The following is a 17703-nucleotide window of genomic DNA, read 5'->3' as shown; positions in this document are numbered from 1 at the left end:
GCCGACGTGGTACCAGTGAATGATATTGTTACCGCTGTTATCGGGCTGGTCGGCACATCTGACAAAGGGGCGGCCAACGTCCTCACGTTGTGCAAAAGCGCACAGGATGATGCCACATTCGGGACCAAGGGCACGATCCCCGAAGCCCTTAAAGCAATCCGACTGCACGACACGGCCAGCGGCGGCGCCCTGGTGTTCGTCGTAAAGGTCAAGGGCGCCGACGAACAGATCACCGGCGCCGACATCGTGGGCGAGGTCAAAGAAACAGGCGAGCGTACCGGGCTGAAACTTTTTGAAACAGCCCAAAACAAGTACGGTTTTGAACCGATGATTTACATTGCCCCGCGCTATTCGGCACTGGCCGCCGTAAAACAGGAATTGGTAGCGATCACCGAGAAAACCGAGGCCATGGCATACATTGACACCCCGGACGGCTGGGGCTTTAACCAAGCCATCGAATCCCGCGGGAACGCCGGCGAGTTCGCCACGCTGAAACAGGGGCAAAAGTTGCTTTTCCCGCATGTCCTGATCCCCAACCCCGAGTACAACCCGGATGCCGAAGAACCGGGCGAAAAGTACCTGAACGTCCCCGTTTCGGCATACGCCGCCGGTCTGCGGGCAAAAATTGATTTAACCGAGGGCTGGCACGTTTCGTCCAGCAACCACGCATACGTCGGCATCGAGGGTACCGACGTGCCGATCACTTTTGCGCTGAACGACAAAACGTGTGAGGCCAACCTACTGAACGCCGCCGGCATTACGACGGTGGTAAATATGTTCGGCAATGGGATCGTCGAGTGGGGCAACTACACCACGGGCTACCCAGGCGTAACGACCCCCGAGGTATTCGAGTGCGTCCGCCGGTCGCGTATGGTGATGAAACGGTCGATCACCATGGCGTGCGCCGTGTTCCTCGATGTGAAGCAGGTCAAACAGGCAGACATCGACCTGGTGCGCAACACGGTCAACCAGTATTACAACCGCCTAATGGCCGAGGGAAAAATCGTGTACGGGCAATGTTTCTACGACAAAACGAAAAACCCCGTTACCGAGTTGGCACAGGGGCATGTTACGTTTACGAACGTATGGACGCCCGCCGTACCGCTCCAGCGCATGACGTTCGACCACAAAATCGACCTTAACAAACTTTCAACCATCGAATAGTTATGACCATCACGAAAGTATATGACGCCAATGTTTACGTGAACAACGCAAGCACACACGGCCAAGCGTCTGAAATCACGGCCCCGACCATCAGTGCCGTAATGACCGATTACAAGGCCATGGGCATGGTCGGTTCTGCAGAGTTCTTCAACGGTTTCGACAAAATCGAAACGACGATTAAATGGACCTATCCCAACAACGAGGTACAAAGGGCATGCGCCAATTTCCTCAAACCGGTGGACCTGATGATCCGATCCAGCAAAGCCGAGTACGACAACGGCGGTATTTCCGGCGAGAAACCTATCGTAATGTACGTGCGGGGTTATCCCAAGGCCCACCCCGGCGGCTCGTTCAAGGCCAAAGAGGACACCGAGCTGGAAAACACTTTCACCGTCAACTACTACAAGTTAGAAATTGACGGCGAGGAAATCGTAGAGATCGACGTAATGAACAACATCTACAAGGTTGGCGGCGAGGACTTGCTGGCCGAGCGTAGGCAGAATTTAGGATTATAACCATGGAACGCAAAGCATTGAACCGAAAACCCGATTTGTCCCCGCGCAAATCGTTTATGCTGGACGAAAATACCAAGATCGAGGAAATTGGTATAACCGTCCGTCAACAGCAACAGATCGCCAACAACAAGAGCCTTACGGAGCAGGAGGTAGGACTGCACGGCATCGCCGCCAAAATCCTCGTCAACGGCCAGCCCATCGTTTACGACGATTTGCTGGACGGGTTCACAGATGAGGAACTGGTAAAGATTACCGATTTCCTTTTCCCGGACAAAGCGGACGGCAAAAGCGAAAAAAACGGGTAGCATCCCCCGCCGACATTGTGTTCCTCGCCCACTTTGTCGGCGGTGGGATCGACCCCATACTGGACATGATCGTTGAAGATTTTTACGCATACCTCGATCACGCCCTCGAATTTTACAAAACAGAGATTACCACACCCCGCCGGGTAATTTTATCCGGTATCGAAAAAAAGTAAACCAATGGGAACCGCAACCACTTTAAAATTGGCTTTCATTTTATCCGCAACCGATAAGATGAGCCGCATTGTGGACGAAGCGGTCAAGAAATCCACAGATAGGCTTTCGGCATTTGAACGATCAACCGGCAAGGTAGCCCGGTCGATGCTGAAAGCCGGGACCGTGATGGTCGGCGCCGGCGCCGCGGTAGGCGGTGCTATCTTCGCCATGGCAAAATCAACCGCAGATTATGCGGGATCAGTAAATGATATGTCAGAAGCTACCGGCGTGGGGATCGAAGCGTGGCAAAAAATGACCTATGCCGCGAAAATGTCGGGCATTGAGCAGGAAAAGCTGGCCACGTCATTAGTAAAATTTGATAAAACTATTGCCGATGCCGCAAGTGGTTCCAAAACCGCCGCCCAAACTTTCAAGGATTTAGGCATCAAAATTAAAGATGCCAGCGGCAAAATGCGTGCGCCCGATGAAATTTTAACGGACGTAGCCGAGGTATTTTCAAAAGTCGAGGGCGGCGCCGCTAAAACGGCCCTCGCATGCGAGTTGTTCGGTAAATCGGGTGCGGAACTTATGCCGATGCTGAACGAGGGCAAAACGGGGCTGACGGGCCTGTACAAAGCGGCACAACGCACCGGTAATGTATTGAGCGCCGAGGCCATCACCGCCAGCGACGAGTTCGGCAAAAAGATGGATGCCGTGGGATTGCAGGTAAAGGGATTAGGCTTACAACTCGGGGCATCGCTTGCACCCGCGGTTCACAAGTTGGTCAACCGCGTTTCCGGCATCATTCAAAAAGTGACGGACTGGATGCAACAGAATCCGCAACTGGCCGAAACCATCAGCAAGGTGGGAATGGTGTTGGCGGGCCTACTTGTAACTGTCGGTACCGCGTCCATTCTTTTCGGCGGGCTTACTTTTATCGTCGGCAAGTTTGCCAAAGTGTTCCGCACCGCATCCGCGGCCATCAAAGCCGGACAGGCAATCATCGCCGCATGCAAAAACGGTATGTTATTGTTTCGCATCCAATATGCGGCGTTCAGCGTGTGGTCCAAACTGGCCGCCGTCGGACAATGGCTATTCAATACAGCTCTTTTCGCATGCCCCATCGTGTGGATCATCGCCGGAATTATGGCCGTTATTGCCGCGGTGGTCCTGATGGTCAAATACTGGGACAACATCGCCGCATTTTTCAAAAAACTATGGGCGGGCATCGTCGGCATATTCTCAAAAGCATGGGACGGAATCAAAAAGGTATGGGGCGCCGTTACCGGATGGTTCTCGAATCTTTGGGGCGGTATAAAGAACGGAGCCAGTAAGGCATGGACCGGAATAAAAAATACTATCAGCAAATCCCGCGAGGGAGTAAAAAAAGCATGGGGCGCCATCAAAGGGTGGTTTTCCAACCTTTGGGATGGTGTAAAAAATGTAACCAGCAAGGCATGGAACGGCATTAAAAGCGGTTTTTTGAATTATACGCCGCAGGGGTTGATTATTAAGCACTGGGATAAAATCACGGGGTGGTTTTCCAACCTTTGGGGAAATATCAAGACCAATATAGCCAGCGCATGGGACGGGATCAAAGGCTGGTTTTCCAATCTTAACCCCATCGAATGGATCAGTGGCGCATGGGATCGCGTCGGCGGATTTTTCGGCAACCTCGGTACCCGGTTTTATGAATGGGGCAAAAACATCCTGCAGGGTCTTTGGAACGGCATAACATCCATGGTCAACAAAGTAGTTGAGGGTGTAAAGAACATCGGCCACAAAATCGCCAAAGGGTTTAAGGCCATATTTGGCATAAATTCTCCGTCGAAACTCTTTGCCGAATACGGATTGAATATCACGCAGGGGTTGGTAGTAGGTATCGACCACGGTGGAGGTGCGGTCGAAAGTGCCACCGAGGGATTGGCCGCCAATGCGACCAGCGGAATCAGTCAGTCGATGCAGTCCTCGAGCGTGGACACATCCAAGACGTTCAACACTGGAAATTCCGGGACCACTCTCAATTATTCCCCGCAAATCACGATCACCGGCGCCGCCACGCCCGAGGTCCGCGACGAATTTAGCAAAATGTTACGCCAACATGCTAACGAAATAGTTTCCATAATCCGACGTGATGCCGAGAATACGGCGCGACTGTCTTTTAACTGATAGACCATGTTTGCACAACTGGGCGATCATATTTTCCAAGGGTTAAAAACCCCCTCGTCGTACAGCGACAACGAGGCCGTGAAATACGGCCAAATTCCGCGTGTAAACGACAAACCGGCCATACAGCCGACGGGGGCCGAATTAAAGGAAATACAGCTGTCTATTGTGTATTCTGCGGACTTTTGCGAACCTACCACCGAAATAGAAGCACTTAAAAAATCCATGCGGGATTTTGAGGTGCTGACCTATATAAATGGCGAGGGGCAAATCATCGGTAAATATGTAATTACATCGGTCGATACCACGACCCAACGATGCAGTGCCACCGGACGGGTAGAGCTGGCCACCGTGAATATAAATTTACTTGAAAGCCCCGGGGGCGAGGACCCCGCACCCGCGGGCCAAGCCCTCACAAGTCAGCAACCGGCAACCGAGCCGCCCGCAAAACCGGTACCCAGTCCCGCGGCGGACATCACCAACGACATCGCCGAAGCCAAAACAAAAGTAAGCGGCATAAAAAAGACCGTGGCGAAGATCAAGAACAAAACCACCGACTTAAAAAGCGGGGTACGTGAGGTTCGGCAACTGGCAACAGACGCCCAAGGGTTGTACGCCTCGGCCAAAACCAAGGTTGAGGCAACGAAGAAAATCGCACAACGGGCCAGCAAGTTACCGACATCGTTGGGCGAAGCGCTAAAATACGCCGAAAACCTCGCTAATTTGGATAACGTGGCAGATATTTCAGTTTTGGAAATGAACGCAACCCAGCTATCCGAAAGCGCCGATAAAGTTACCACGCATGCGGCGCCGGCGGCGGGATTTGCAGGAACAAAAGAGGCAGGGAATTAAATGGAAAGTTTCAATTATACCACGGTTGAGGGGGACCGCATCGACACATTGGCCGCTAAATTTTACGGCGGCAACCGCGGTATTGCCATCATTGCGGATGCCAACCCCGGGGTGCCCCTTTCAGCGGTTTTCCCATTGGGGACCGTGCTGGTTATCCCCGTAGTTGAGGACAACGATCTGACAACAAACAGCGATTTGCCGCCATGGAAGCGTTGAAAAAAAATATTGCCCAAATCACCATCAACGGTAAAAATGTTACCGAGGACGTAACCCCCTACCTTTCGCGGCTGGGTTACACTGATAAGGAAGAAGCGGAAAGCGACGATGTTACACTGACGTTTGAAGACACCGCAGGGCATTGGCAGAATGATTGGTACCCCCAGCAGGGAGACACCCTCGCCGTTACTATCGGCACCCCTGGCGCCCCGCTGGATTGCGGCATTTTTGAAATCGACGAAATAGAGTTGGAAATTGCCCCCGATACCGTAACCATTAAGGGCATCGGTGCCGCAATTTCAAAGGCTTTGCGAACGAGGAACAGCAAAGCATTTGAAAAACAGTCATTAAAGCAGATTGCCCAGTATTTTGCGACAAAACACGGTTTGAAATTGACGGGGAACGTCGGCGAACTGCAAAAAATACAGATCGAACGCAAAACGCAGGACCGGCAAACCGACCTATCATTTTTGGCCGGACTGGCCAAGGAATACGGCATTTTATTTTCCGTTCGCGGCGACCAACTGGTTTTTATGGACATCGACGAATTGGAAAAAAAGCCCGCCATCCTAACCTTTCACAAAAACGAGATCAGCAAGGCGCGGTTTACGGACAAAACCAGCCAGGTATATGGTGCCGCCGTCGTTTCCTCGCGCAATATGAAATCCAACAAAGTCCGCCGATGGAAGATTACCCCGTCCGGCGAGGATGGCGGTAAGGGAACATTAACGAACGATACATGGCAAGGCAACGTAACTGCCGAAAATGACACGCAGGCACAGGCCAAAGCCAAAGGCGGATTAAAAAACAAGAATAAGGACAAAATTACAGGCACTATTACCGTCGAGGGAAATGTAAAGCTGGTGGCAGGGGTAAATATTGAGTTGGCAGACATCGGCCAGTTTTCGGGCAAATGGCATGTGGTATCATCATCCCACAACATCGACAATTCGGGCGGGTACGTTACCGACGCATCCATACGCAAAATATTGAAATAGCATGTTACGGTTGGGCATCATATCGGAAATTGGCGAGGGCGAAAACATGGGTTACGCCCGTGTGTCATTCGACGAAAACGGCATCGTTTCCGGCTGGCTGGCCATGCCGTCCATGGCCACCCGAACGACCAAACACTGGGTACCGGTTGAGGTCAATGCACAGGTTGCGTGCCTGATGGACGAGAATTGCGAACAGGGCGCCATCGTGTTGGTTCTTTGGAGTGATGAGGACACGCCGCCCGATTGGGCAGGGCCGGACACCATGGGCGTAAAGTTCGCAGATGGGACCGAAATTTTTTACGACGCGAAAACGCACAAATTGACAGTAAACGCCCCGGATGCCGATTTGTCCATCAAGTGTAAAAACCTGACCGTCGAGGGGGACATCAGTATCAAGGGTGACACGACCCTAAAAGGCGAGATCAGTGCCGAGGGCGATTTATCCGTGAATGGGGATATAACAGCAAACGAGGTAACCGCCGGACAGTTAGGTATCACGCTGACCGGTCACAAACACCCGACGGCGGGAACTGGTGCGCCGTCAACTCCAATACCGTAAAGTATGACTATTACAACCGATACGCGCAACTGGCAGGTAAGCATTGACGATCCGTTGGCGATTGTCGAGGGGATCGACGATATAACGCAATGCGTTTACATCATTCTCACGACCATACCCGGTAGCGATCCGTTACGGCCCACGTTCGGCAGTGATGTATATAAGTATTTGGACAAACCGCTGGAATCAGTGCGGGCGCAGATTATCTATGCGGCCACCGAAGCAATCAGCCGGTGGGAAAAGCGCATCGAGGTTACCGCCTGCACTATAACCCGCACCGCAAGCAGAACGCAAATAACTATCGAGGGCACTATCGTAGCATCGGCAAAACAAGCAACCATTAAGACAACAATATAAAGATGGATAATAATATACCTACATTCATAGAGCGGGACCCCGAGGTTATACAGGCCGAATGTAAGGCCAAATTAGAGGAACTACTGGGCAGGGAAATCCAACCGGCGCAAGTCGAGCAGTTGATCCTCAATTTTGTTGTGTACCGCGAATTGTTGTTGCTGAACCGCTTTAACGCGGGTATGCGGCAAATGCTATACCAGTTCAGTACGGCCCCGATCCTCGATTACATCGCCGCACTGGTAGCCATCGAACGCTTGCCCGCGGCCCGGGCTGGTTGTACCGTCCGGTTTACGCTTGTAGATGGGCATGGTACGGTCCTGATCCCCGAGGGTACCCGCGTATCCAGTATCGACGGCGCCGCGATATTTCGCACCATTGCCGATATAGTAGTAAACCCTGCCATACAAACCGTGGATGTTGCCGTTTTAGCCGACATCGCAGGGAAAGGTAGCAATGGATATGCACCGGGCACAATCAGCAAGATATTGGACCCGCTGGCGTTCGTGTCGCTGGTCGAGAATATCGACACGACCGGCGGCGGTTCCGACGTGGAAACTGACGAGCAATTACGCGGTCGCATAAAGCTGGCCCCGTCGCAATATTCATCTGCAGGGTCCCGGGCCAGCTACTTGTTTTACGCAAAATCTGCCAACGCCCTGATAACGGACGTATCGGTTTCGTCCCCTATCCCGGGCACCGTCCTGATCGTCCCGCTTACTGAATCCGAGGTAACCCCCGCGCAGGTTCTCGATGATATATACAACGTCTGCAGTGCCGAGAACGTCCGCCCGCTAACCGATACCGTGATAGCCGCCGCCCCGACCCGGAAAGATTACGAAATCAAGGTGGATGTGGTATTGTACGAGGGTGCCGACGCCACGACCGAACGGGCGGCGATCACCGGCGTATTGGAAGAATACGCCCAAGAAAAACGCGGAAAATTGGGGCTGGATATTATACGGTCACACATCGCCCAAAAATGCCGACTGGCAAATGTGTATGATGTAACCGTCATTTCGCCTGCCGAAAATCTGATTATTACAGACGAGCAATTTCCGAACTGTACCGCCATAAACGTAACCATAACCGGCTTTAATCGTGGATGAGAAAAAAATCATAGCGAGCGCATTAAGCGATTACGAATTGGCGCGGGCCTTTTCGGAGCTGGTGGCCGAGAGGTGGGATAACTGGGATTTATCGGTCTTTTTGCCCTATCTCGTGGACACATGCGCCGCCGCGGCATTGCCCTACCTCGCCGACCAGTTCGACGTTGAGGGCTTGCGGGGGTTTGCCATGGCCATAGATGAGGAACAGCAACGGGACATCATCAAAAAATCCATTGCCCTACACAAATATATCGGCACCCCGTGGGCGATCCGTGAAGCATGCCGCACGGTGGGGTTTCCCGTGATTATTTTGGAAGAGGGCGTACCGGCAATGCCCGGCGGCCCCGAAAGCCCCGAAGATTGGGCACGGTTCCGGGTATTGGTTGAGGCAGACATAAATCGACATATTACAGCCTCCGAAGCACAAAAAATGCGGCTTTTTGTAGAGTTCTACAAAAATGAGCGGTCGCACCTGGTTGAATTAGGCTTTTATCAATCCTTTGCCGATCAATTACCAAATCCACGCGAAGATTTGGAAATAATGTATTTGGCCATAACCCCAAACCCGGTTTGGTTGACGGGATTAGGGACTACTCAAACCGTATTCGTGCACTCAAATGTTGATTGGGTAATAGATCGGCATGTATTTGAATGGGCCGACGGTACCGGCGGAAAATTAACGTTGGATTTTACAGGCAAAGCAGGACAGACCGAAATTAAAATAACATCCGATTTTTACGCACGTTCCCAAACGCCACCGGCCCAGGCATACAGTCCCGATTATTCCGATGCCTATGTATTCCCGCAAGGGAGCGAGAACCGCATGATGAAAATTAAAATCCATGCAACCAACGGCATACTACTGGGCGCTTTAACAATAATCCAACGTCCCGGTGAGAATAATGCGTATGGTCGTGCCTATTCCAATGCTTACAACCTTTACGACCATCATCCATATATCAACGTAACACCAGCTGAAATATGGTTACCTGCTGATCCGGACCAATCCATACAATTACAAATCGAATCAAATACAGACTGGATAATAGAATAACAAAACCTAAAAAATTAAATTATCATGGCAAAACCTCAATGGGTAACTACCCAGCCCTCGAGTGGGTCAAACAATGGAACGGTAAACGTCAGTGGAGGCAAACACACGGGACGCACCCAAAGAAGCGGGAACATCACATTTAAAGCCAGCGGCGCCGCCGATGTGGAACGACCGGTGAATCAGGCGGGACGCGCGGAGTTCGTAACTGTAAACAATGTTTCAGCACCCAAAAGTGGCGGAAACGTGACGATCACCGGCAAATCCAATTCCAGCAAACTCAACTTTGAGTTAGGTGCCGGAGACATCACCGTAACCCTTCCGGAAAACTATTCGGCAGGCGGTGCAAGCACGAAAAACAACGTAGCGATAGCCGGAGACCCAGGCGCCGGTGCGGAGTTCGAGTTCTCCATAACACTGGCCATCCCCAAAAACACCACAGTGACCGCAAAAAGCCGAAAAATCACGGTTACGGCGACCGGTGGACAAACCGCCACATCTACCATTTCGCAAGCGGCTGGCGATCCCACGTTGTCAGTTACCCCGGAATCTATTTCGCTGGATGCCGAGGGTACTGCAGTAGCCGTTACCGTTACCTCAAACACTAACTGGACGGTTGAATAATGGCAACAAAAACGATAATGTGGGGGGATGGGACATCCGATAAAATTACTGTTACCTATTCCGGTTCGGTGGGCAGCGGTGATATGATCGTTATGTCCGATCCAAATCCCACATTATCATCACGACATGCAACCATAAAGTTGAAAATTAACGGAGGAACTGTCGGGACGCTTTTAGTTGACCAAAAAGCGGGTAGCAGGTCGTTTTCCGTAGCGTACTGTAAAGCGTACAAATAACTAATAATCAAGAAAATGACAAAGGACCAATTAAAAGAGCTGTCGAACAAAACTTTTTTCGACAATAACGTGGGAGGGATTACCGCGGAATCCCACCGCGCATTCAATGAAAAACTGATCGAATCTATACCTGATCCGGTTGAGATCGCAACCAATGAAAAGGTTGGCAAAGTGAAAGGTAGCACGGCGGGCGGCAAAATAAGGGTTGAAACTGACGGAACCATGGGCGTCAACCAATACGTTGCGCAGGGCACATTTGTAATCGACAGCAATCAGGCATTGACCGCATGGGCCAACAATGTAGCGGGGAACGATTACAGTGTTGTAATAATCCAAGCGGGCAAATGGGAATCGGACACTGCGGTTAACCTTACATCAACCAAAACAAAAGTCGTTATAGGTATGCCCGGTAGCGAATTAGGTTTCACCTCTACCAAAGGATTATATTACGACACGCTCCCCACCACCCCGGATTATTTCATGGACGGGGTAACCATTTCATTAAATAGGACGATTGGACCGGACATTCCGACCTTACATACAGCATTCTCAAATATCGCAAATTTATATAGATGTATTGCTAAACGGACAGTAAATGCCCCTGATATGTCTTTATTAATACAAGGGTTTTCCCAATGTAAACATGTAACATCATGTCAATTTATTTGCACTGACATAACATCTACATTATTTATTAATGGATTTAGCGAATGTGAAGATTTGTATCAATGTCATGGAGCAATCAACGGTGTTGACAACTCGACTATGCAAATTACGGTGTATGCCCTATGTAACAGATTAATAAATTGTTCGCTGTATTTTGTAAACGCCGCAACATCAAACGTGAATGGGGCTATGATGAGCGATTGTAATTATATTGTTGGGATGTATATTACCAAAATCGGCGCGGATATAGGAAACACTCCTTTGGTAAGTTGCAAAAGAATGTTTTTATGTACCATAGAATGGAATAATTTGTCAGTATTTTCATCTTGTGAAAGTACAAAAGGCATACCAGTAGATGATACGCCCGCAGGAGGTTTTAACCAAGTGATTGTAATATAATGATAACCGCCGATACATTACAACCAATAACAGGCATCCTGCATTTGCAAGCGATTGACAACCAAGGTACGGAATTGTGGCGCATGTCCGATCATAACCTGATCGTAACGGGTGGCTACAAAGCCGTTGCCGAGGCTTTGGCAGGCGTACAAGGTGCCAGCATCGCATCCGTAGCGGTCGGAACAAATGGAACCAGCCCGGCATCAAGCGACACCGGGATCACTGATGCCGCCATCGTTGAGGTGCAAAGTGTGGAGTTTCCAACTCCCGCCACCGTCCGGTTTAATTTCACAATCGGGTACAACGATGCCAACGGGATGGCTATACGGGAGTTCGGGCTGATCACTGCAGACGGGCGCCTTTTTTCCCGCAAAGTCCGTGAAGCAATAGAGAAAACCGAAGCCATGACAATCGTGGGACAATGGGACATCAAATTTTAGCAACCGTGCAGGAACGAAATATCATAAACAGCACCACGACGGCCATGGTTGCCCCCTTACTCGATTTTTACAACCGGCTGATCCCTTTCATTATTTTAGCCATCGTACTAATCGTAGTAGATAGCCGTTTCGGGGTGGCCGCCGCCCGCAAACGCGGCGAAAAAATCCGGCCATCCCGAAAATGGCGGCGGGCAACCAATAAACTCGTGGATTACATTTGCTGGGTGACGCTGGCCGGGATGTTCGGCCAAGCATTCGGCGACGTGCTGGGCATTCCGATCCTTTCGGGGCTTATCCTCCTATTGGTGTATGGTATCGAAATAACGAGCTGTTTTAACAACTATTTCGAGTACAAAGGCATCAACAAAAAAGTAAACATTTTCAAGCTATTTAACCGGTCCGATATAGAGCAGTGCATCGAAGATACGGACCCCAACAACAAAAATAAATGATACGTGGATTACGCAACAACAACCCCGGGAATATCCGGCATGACGGGGTAAAATGGCGGGGCGAGGTAGTCCCGTCGCAGGACAAACAATTTAAGCAGTTCGAGACCATGCCATGGGGTTATCGGGCCATGTTCCATTTGATCAACAATTACAGCCGGTTACACGGGTGCGACACCGCGCGGAAAATCATAAGCCGCTGGGCGCCGCCCCAGGACAACAACCACACCGAGGCATACATCACCGCCGTATGTAATGACGCCAGGGTTACATCCGACGGAACCATCACCACCACCAACCGCGATGTTATGGTCCCGATCATCGCGGCCATGGCCCGCGTTGAAAACGGAACCCCCGCGGTAATGGCCGACGTAAACGCCGGCTGGGAGTTATTCATAAAATACAAATAAAGTCATGCGAAAAGTCTATTACAACAGCATCATGGCGCACCTATTTTTATGGGTCAAGGGGAAAAGTACAGCCACTTTTTTCGGGTTCATCTGCACCAAACGCAAAAAAACGGACCCGTTGACCGTGGAGGACATAAACCACGAAGCCATCCACGTCGAACAGTATATGGAGATCACCGCCGCCGCGGTTATCCTCGCTATCCTGCTATCCCCATGGATCGGATGGTCGGCGTGGCCGTTCATTTTGGCCCTAACACTCTTTTACGTTATCTATTTCGTTGAGGCTGGCATATCATGGGTATGGCATTACATCCACCGCCAAAAGGCCAGTACGGCCCCCATGAATCAAGCCTATTACAACTCCATGTTTGAAATGGAAGCGTATGCAAACGAGGATAACACCGGGTACATTCCGGCCCGCAAGTCCTTTCACTGGCTCCATTATATCGGGAAAGTATGAAAAAATACATCATTGCCGCGCTCGCGGCACTGGCCATCGTTACGGCATTCGGCGTCTTGTTGAGGCAAAATAAAAAGTTGAGGCAGGACCGGAACACATACCGCAACAATACCGAGGTGTTGCTCGGTGAGGTCGAACGATACGAAACCAAATCCGGCCAACAGGCAGTGCGCATAGGAGAACTGCAGTTGCGTATCGGAGAACTGGAAAAGTACCGCGCCGAGGATGCCACCCTGATCCGGGACATGGGTATCAAAAACCGAGAGCTGGAGCAGATCACCAAGATACAGCAGGAAACGATTTACGAGTTACAGGGGCAGGCCCGCGACACCGTTTATATCGAGGTCGGGCCGAACGGACCCGCCGAGGTTCCCGCAAAGTGCGCCAAATATAGCGACGAATGGCTGGATTTTTCATGTACTATTTATGAGGATAACAGCTACAAGGCAGATATAAAAAGCCGCGACCGCATTACATACGTTGAGCATGTAAAATATGCCCGGTTCTTTGGGTTTCTTTGGCGGACAAAGCGCATTAAATCCCGGGATCAGTCCATCGTCAACCACAACCCCCACGCCGAAATTATCGACGCCGAATTTATCACAATTCGGAAATAAAAAGTACCTTTGCAATAGAGATAGACAATTTAATCAATCAAACGGCAATGTTTGTCGATTGTTTGTCCAAAACAAAGAAACAGCAATAAAATAATAACATATACATTTAATTTATAATTAATTACAATATAAAAAATAGAAATATAGCGTTTGCATGGCATGCAAGAGGTCACCAGTTCGACCCTGGTATTCTCCACGCGTTAAAAAAGACCATCTTTCGATGGTCTTTTTGTTTTTACGCCATGCAGAAATCAACACCCGGTATGGTAATTATAACCCTCACCGGATTTCCCCGATTATCGCAAGATGAGCCTTCCATTACCGGATAACCGGCGGGAATCCATGCCAGGCCCATGTTATTTTTCCGCGAATAAAAATCATGCTCCACGGCAGAACCATCCGAAAATAATTCTGTAACGAAATCGTACTCAATCGAATTATCGGCTAATGAAGATGTCGATTCATCATACGATGTAGCCATATCCGTCGATGCATATATTTTATAAATATACATTCCTCCCGCAACAGATTGATCAATCTAGCCATCCTTAATCTGAATTCCTTCCGTAGTAAAGGTATCAGATAACCATACACTCTTATATACATCCGGCTAACCGACACAAACGCCGATACCCAGTCCATCTTTGTCATATTCAAAAGACCGGACAATAGTTGGCTTATTTCCTGAATCAGGCTATCAAAGACTCTATTCGACGCGTAATTACGTACAAATAAACACCTTACAATCCACCTGCATAAAAAAACGATTTTATCGTTACTCGGATCATTCTAGTTTTCAAAAAATTAACTCCAATAGTTTTCCGTAAAAATATCCGACATTTTCCGAGTCGACGAAATTATTTCAAACTTGAAAGGTTTTGTCAACAATTTAATTATTCACACATCTGATTATAAGCGATTTGACGCACACATGTTAGATCATATATATGATAAAAATCAATGAATTATGAATTATCTTTAAACATACTAGAATAAAGCCGAGCTGCATTTAATCCGGCAAATTACAGCATGGGTATACAGCTATAAATCAACAATATATCTACGAATATAAGCAATTGATGCAGAACAGGAATATCCATTAAAATGAATGATTATGAAAAAGTACATTAGCCTTTTAATCAGTATTCTGACAGGATTACATTACTGCTATTCACAAACAAACTCAAAAGATATAGCTATCGAATTATATGCAATAGATGTCGCCTCAAGTGCTTCTTTGTATGAAATATCTGGCTCAGGAGGCGAATTTGAATTGGATTACACCCTCATGGAATACATTTCCCAAGAGGAGATTTCATCAACTTTGGAACGAGCATTTCGAGGTTGGTGGCTATCGCCGAGGGATGTAATCCATCCCGAAAATCCAATAGCAGAAAGCGAAGGAAAAATTATTTTTTATGTAGAGCCAAATCCAGATTCCGAATTTCGGGCAGGGGTATTCAACATCAACGGCTGTCCTTTCAGAGTTTACCAAGATCCTTGTCCCGCCATTTATACTCTCCTCAATCGATATAATCAATACGTATATCCCGACGAAGAGGTTACAATTATGCTCAATGGTTCTGATACAAATCAGGAATATCATCTCTTTCGCGACAATACACTCGTTTCCAGAGTCATGGGAACAGGCAGGCCAATTTCGTTCCAATGCCGTAATATCGGACTATATACCGTAAAAGATGCGAATGGACTAAAACAAAACGGCTCTGTTAACGTACAATATTATCAATTATTCGACGGCGCTTATCTGGGAACGACATGGCAGGAAATTTGGCAACAACCCGGCGTAGATTCCAATGGCCGAAGTATTAATATTACGTTTCTACCTAACAGGCTACAAATCAATCTAGTCCTGAATGTACTAAATCCATTGGATACCGCTCAACTTGCAGAACTGACACATCGGCTAAATCTTGGACAGATTCCTTGGTGGAACAATATCGTTTCAATAGACATGAACTACGATGAAAGGGAGTCTAAAATAACGTTTAAATTAACTGCCGAAGATACGCCTCTTCCTATAAATATAACCGCCCCGATTCCAATAAAGTACGAAAGTTCGGAGGTTTGCCTCAATATATTTAAGGAAGGTAGAATTATACCATATACGATATCAGGTACTCGTGTCGGAGACGACAGGATAGACATTCACCTTTCGGGTTCTGACGAGCGCGTTCTTTATTCACTATACATTAACGATACTTTTGCGGCAGAACAACAAGGTACAGGACAACCTTTGATTTTTGCAGACAGGACGGAATCGGGAGTATACACAATGAAGGGACAATACGAAAACAATACCGTCGACATGAACGGCAGCGTGAAATTCTATCCTAAACCCAAACCCATTTTTGAAGGGAACTGGATTCAGACAAGAACCTATACCGCTCCGGACGGTCAGTACTGTCAAGATAAAATCACCTATTACGATGGCTTGGGGCGCGCAATACAAACCAATGAAATAGGAATATCTCCCAGCCATAACGATTTAGTGTCTTATCAGAATTACGATCAAATCGGCCGGGAGGCCCAACAATGGCTGCGCGTTCCGTTCGAATCTAATTCTGGCTTATTTGTGCCCGATACGACTTTTATCCGAACCTCATCACTATATTACGACGATTCATATGCCTACACCGAACCGATATATGAATCCTCGCCCTTGAATCGTGTCGTTGCTCAATTCGGCCCCGGGGAAGCATGGCGTTCTGCCAATCGGCCAACGCAAACAACTTATCTAACGAATTCGGATGACGTTGAATTGTCGTGCCGAATTCTTAAAACAGAAGGAACCAGAACCGCCCCGACTCTCAATACATCCAACGAGACCTACCCCAGCGGTTCACTGCACGTAATCAAGTTTACATCGGAAGATAACGCCGTAACATATACCTTTACCAACATGCTCGGGCAACAACTTCTGGTCCGTTCAGTCGACGGCGATAAACTCCTCGACACCTATTATGTTTACGACGACCTCGGTAATTTATGTTTTGTTCTGCCTCCGATGCTTTCGTCGAGTCTCGGCTCATCCGATTTTGCAAACGGCTTAGGGCAATACGCCTACCAATATCGCTACGACCGACAAAACCGGTGCACAGGCAAAAAACTCCCCGGAACCGACTGGACATATTACATTTATGACAAGGGCGACAACCTGTTATTCTCTCAAGACGGAGAACAACGAAAAAACTCACAGTGGGCATTTATGCTGTATGATTGTTTCAAACGTCCCACGGTAAGCGGCTATTGCAAAGGCCAGTTTACGGCGGAACAATTCGGGGATCTATTGCCATATACCACACGCAATGCGGAAGGTATCTACGGTTACTCGATACCATCAGCCATTCCGGCCGACGACATCCGCATCATGCAGGTATATTATTACGACGATTACAGTCACAACAGCATGATCGCCTCCGACGCTTTGGAATATACCGAAAAAGAGTTTTTTGATAAAGCCGACTCAAAGAAACCGCAAGGATTGCAAACAGGAACGCTCAGTTTTGCCTATGGCAAAGATGCTCCTGTATATACAAGCACGTACTATGACCAGAAAGCACGTCCTATTCAGATTTGTTCGGTGAATCATTTGGGAGGCGTCAGTCGCGTATTTAATAATTACGGTTTCGCCGGCAATTTGCTCAAAACCCGGGAAGAGCACAGTATCTCACCTGATACCGAACCAACCGACAATCTAGAAACCCATACACATTACAATCACGCGTTATTGCCCGACACCGCGCAATACTACCTGAACGATCAGCATGTCGAAACGGTGACGTATGCATATGACGAATTGAATCGTCTGCAAAAAACATCTTATGGCCTGACGCAGGATGTCATCAGCGACAGATTCAGTTACAACCTCCGGGGCTGGTTGACCTCCAAGTCGAATGAGAAGTTCTCGATGACGCTGGCTTATAACGCTCCGCACCA

General features: G+C 48.8%; 20 protein-coding genes. 19 read left to right on the top strand and 1 reads right to left on the bottom strand.

Annotated elements, in window-relative coordinates:
- Positions 1-6: 6 nt before the first annotated feature.
- The 18 genes from I2E69_RS13055 to I2E69_RS12970 all read left to right on the top strand — a co-directional run bounded on the left by I2E69_RS13055 (position 7) and on the right by I2E69_RS12970 (position 13743).
- On the top strand, positions 7-1164 hold the full coding sequence (locus tag I2E69_RS13055) for a phage tail sheath subtilisin-like domain-containing protein (protein WP_195461672.1): 1158 nt from the start codon (positions 7-9) through the stop codon (positions 1162-1164).
- 2 nt (positions 1165-1166) lie between these two features.
- Positions 1167-1679, top strand: a complete 513-nt coding sequence (locus I2E69_RS13050; RefSeq protein WP_195461671.1) for a phage major tail tube protein — start codon at positions 1167-1169, stop codon at positions 1677-1679.
- 2 nt (positions 1680-1681) lie between these two features.
- Positions 1682-1984, top strand: coding sequence for a hypothetical protein (locus I2E69_RS13045; protein ID WP_195461670.1), 303 nt, complete (start codon positions 1682-1684; stop codon positions 1982-1984).
- Positions 1985-2161: 177 nt separating this feature from the next.
- Complete coding sequence (locus I2E69_RS13040) at positions 2162-4306, top strand: phage tail tape measure protein (protein WP_195461669.1); 2145 nt, start codon at positions 2162-2164, stop codon at positions 4304-4306.
- Between the two features lie 6 nt (positions 4307-4312).
- On the top strand, positions 4313-5155 hold the full coding sequence (locus tag I2E69_RS13035; RefSeq protein ID WP_195461668.1) for a phage tail protein: 843 nt from the start codon (positions 4313-4315) through the stop codon (positions 5153-5155).
- On the top strand, positions 5156-5371 hold the full coding sequence (locus tag I2E69_RS13030) for a tail protein X (RefSeq protein ID WP_195461667.1): 216 nt from the start codon (positions 5156-5158) through the stop codon (positions 5369-5371).
- Positions 5359-6369, top strand: a complete 1011-nt coding sequence (locus I2E69_RS13025; RefSeq protein WP_195461666.1) for a phage late control D family protein — start codon at positions 5359-5361, stop codon at positions 6367-6369. Before I2E69_RS13030 ends, I2E69_RS13025 begins: the two co-directional genes overlap by 13 nt.
- A gap of 1 nt (position 6370) precedes the next feature.
- Entirely contained in the window at positions 6371-6928 is a 558-nt protein-coding gene (locus tag I2E69_RS13020; RefSeq protein WP_195461665.1) for a phage baseplate assembly protein V, read from the top strand.
- Between the two features lie 3 nt (positions 6929-6931).
- A complete protein-coding gene (locus I2E69_RS13015; protein WP_195461664.1) occupies positions 6932-7285 on the top strand; it encodes a GPW/gp25 family protein in 354 nt (117 codons plus the stop codon).
- A gap of 2 nt (positions 7286-7287) precedes the next feature.
- Positions 7288-8391 (top strand): baseplate J/gp47 family protein, encoded by a 1104-nt coding sequence (locus I2E69_RS13010; RefSeq protein ID WP_195461663.1) that lies wholly within the window; start codon positions 7288-7290, stop codon positions 8389-8391.
- A complete protein-coding gene (locus I2E69_RS13005) occupies positions 8384-9445 on the top strand; it encodes a phage tail protein (RefSeq protein ID WP_195461662.1) in 1062 nt (353 codons plus the stop codon). Before I2E69_RS13010 ends, I2E69_RS13005 begins: the two co-directional genes overlap by 8 nt.
- 24 nt (positions 9446-9469) lie before the next feature.
- Positions 9470-10066, top strand: coding sequence for a BACON domain-containing protein (locus tag I2E69_RS13000; protein ID WP_195461661.1), 597 nt, complete (start codon positions 9470-9472; stop codon positions 10064-10066).
- Between the two features lie 251 nt (positions 10067-10317).
- On the top strand, positions 10318-11367 hold the full coding sequence (locus I2E69_RS12995; RefSeq protein ID WP_195461660.1) for a hypothetical protein: 1050 nt from the start codon (positions 10318-10320) through the stop codon (positions 11365-11367).
- Positions 11367-11807 carry a hypothetical protein gene (locus tag I2E69_RS12990; RefSeq protein ID WP_195461659.1) on the top strand — a complete coding sequence of 147 codons (441 nt, stop codon included), beginning with the start codon at positions 11367-11369 and terminating at the stop codon, positions 11805-11807. Before I2E69_RS12995 ends, I2E69_RS12990 begins: the two co-directional genes overlap by 1 nt.
- Positions 11789-12259 carry a phage holin family protein gene (locus tag I2E69_RS12985; protein ID WP_229095522.1) on the top strand — a complete coding sequence of 157 codons (471 nt, stop codon included), beginning with the start codon at positions 11789-11791 and terminating at the stop codon, positions 12257-12259. Before I2E69_RS12990 ends, I2E69_RS12985 begins: the two co-directional genes overlap by 19 nt.
- Positions 12256-12666, top strand: coding sequence for a structural protein P5 (locus I2E69_RS12980; protein ID WP_195461658.1), 411 nt, complete (start codon positions 12256-12258; stop codon positions 12664-12666). The genes I2E69_RS12985 and I2E69_RS12980 overlap by 4 nt, the downstream gene beginning before the upstream one ends.
- A 4-nt stretch (positions 12667-12670) precedes the next feature.
- A complete protein-coding gene (locus tag I2E69_RS12975) occupies positions 12671-13126 on the top strand; it encodes a hypothetical protein (protein ID WP_195461657.1) in 456 nt (151 codons plus the stop codon).
- Entirely contained in the window at positions 13123-13743 is a 621-nt protein-coding gene (locus tag I2E69_RS12970) for a DUF6549 family protein (protein WP_195461656.1), read from the top strand. Before I2E69_RS12975 ends, I2E69_RS12970 begins: the two co-directional genes overlap by 4 nt.
- Before the next feature lie 235 nt (positions 13744-13978).
- Here I2E69_RS12970 and I2E69_RS12965 read toward each other — a convergent pair whose 3' ends face one another.
- Complete coding sequence (locus I2E69_RS12965; protein ID WP_195461655.1) at positions 13979-14224, bottom strand: hypothetical protein; 246 nt, start codon at positions 14222-14224, stop codon at positions 13979-13981.
- Positions 14225-14857: 633 nt separating this feature from the next.
- Here I2E69_RS12965 and I2E69_RS12960 point away from each other — a divergent pair.
- On the top strand, positions 14858-17703 hold a 2846-nt coding region (locus I2E69_RS12960; RefSeq protein ID WP_229095521.1), incomplete at its 3' end, for a DUF6443 domain-containing protein.

It is taken from the genome of Alistipes sp. D31t1_170403_E11, assembly GCF_015553985.1.
GTDB classification, from domain to species: Bacteria; Bacteroidota; Bacteroidia; order Bacteroidales; family Rikenellaceae; genus Alistipes; species Alistipes montrealensis.
Note: the sequence above shows the minus strand (reverse complement) of the source record. Positions and strands in the feature narration are given on the sequence as shown.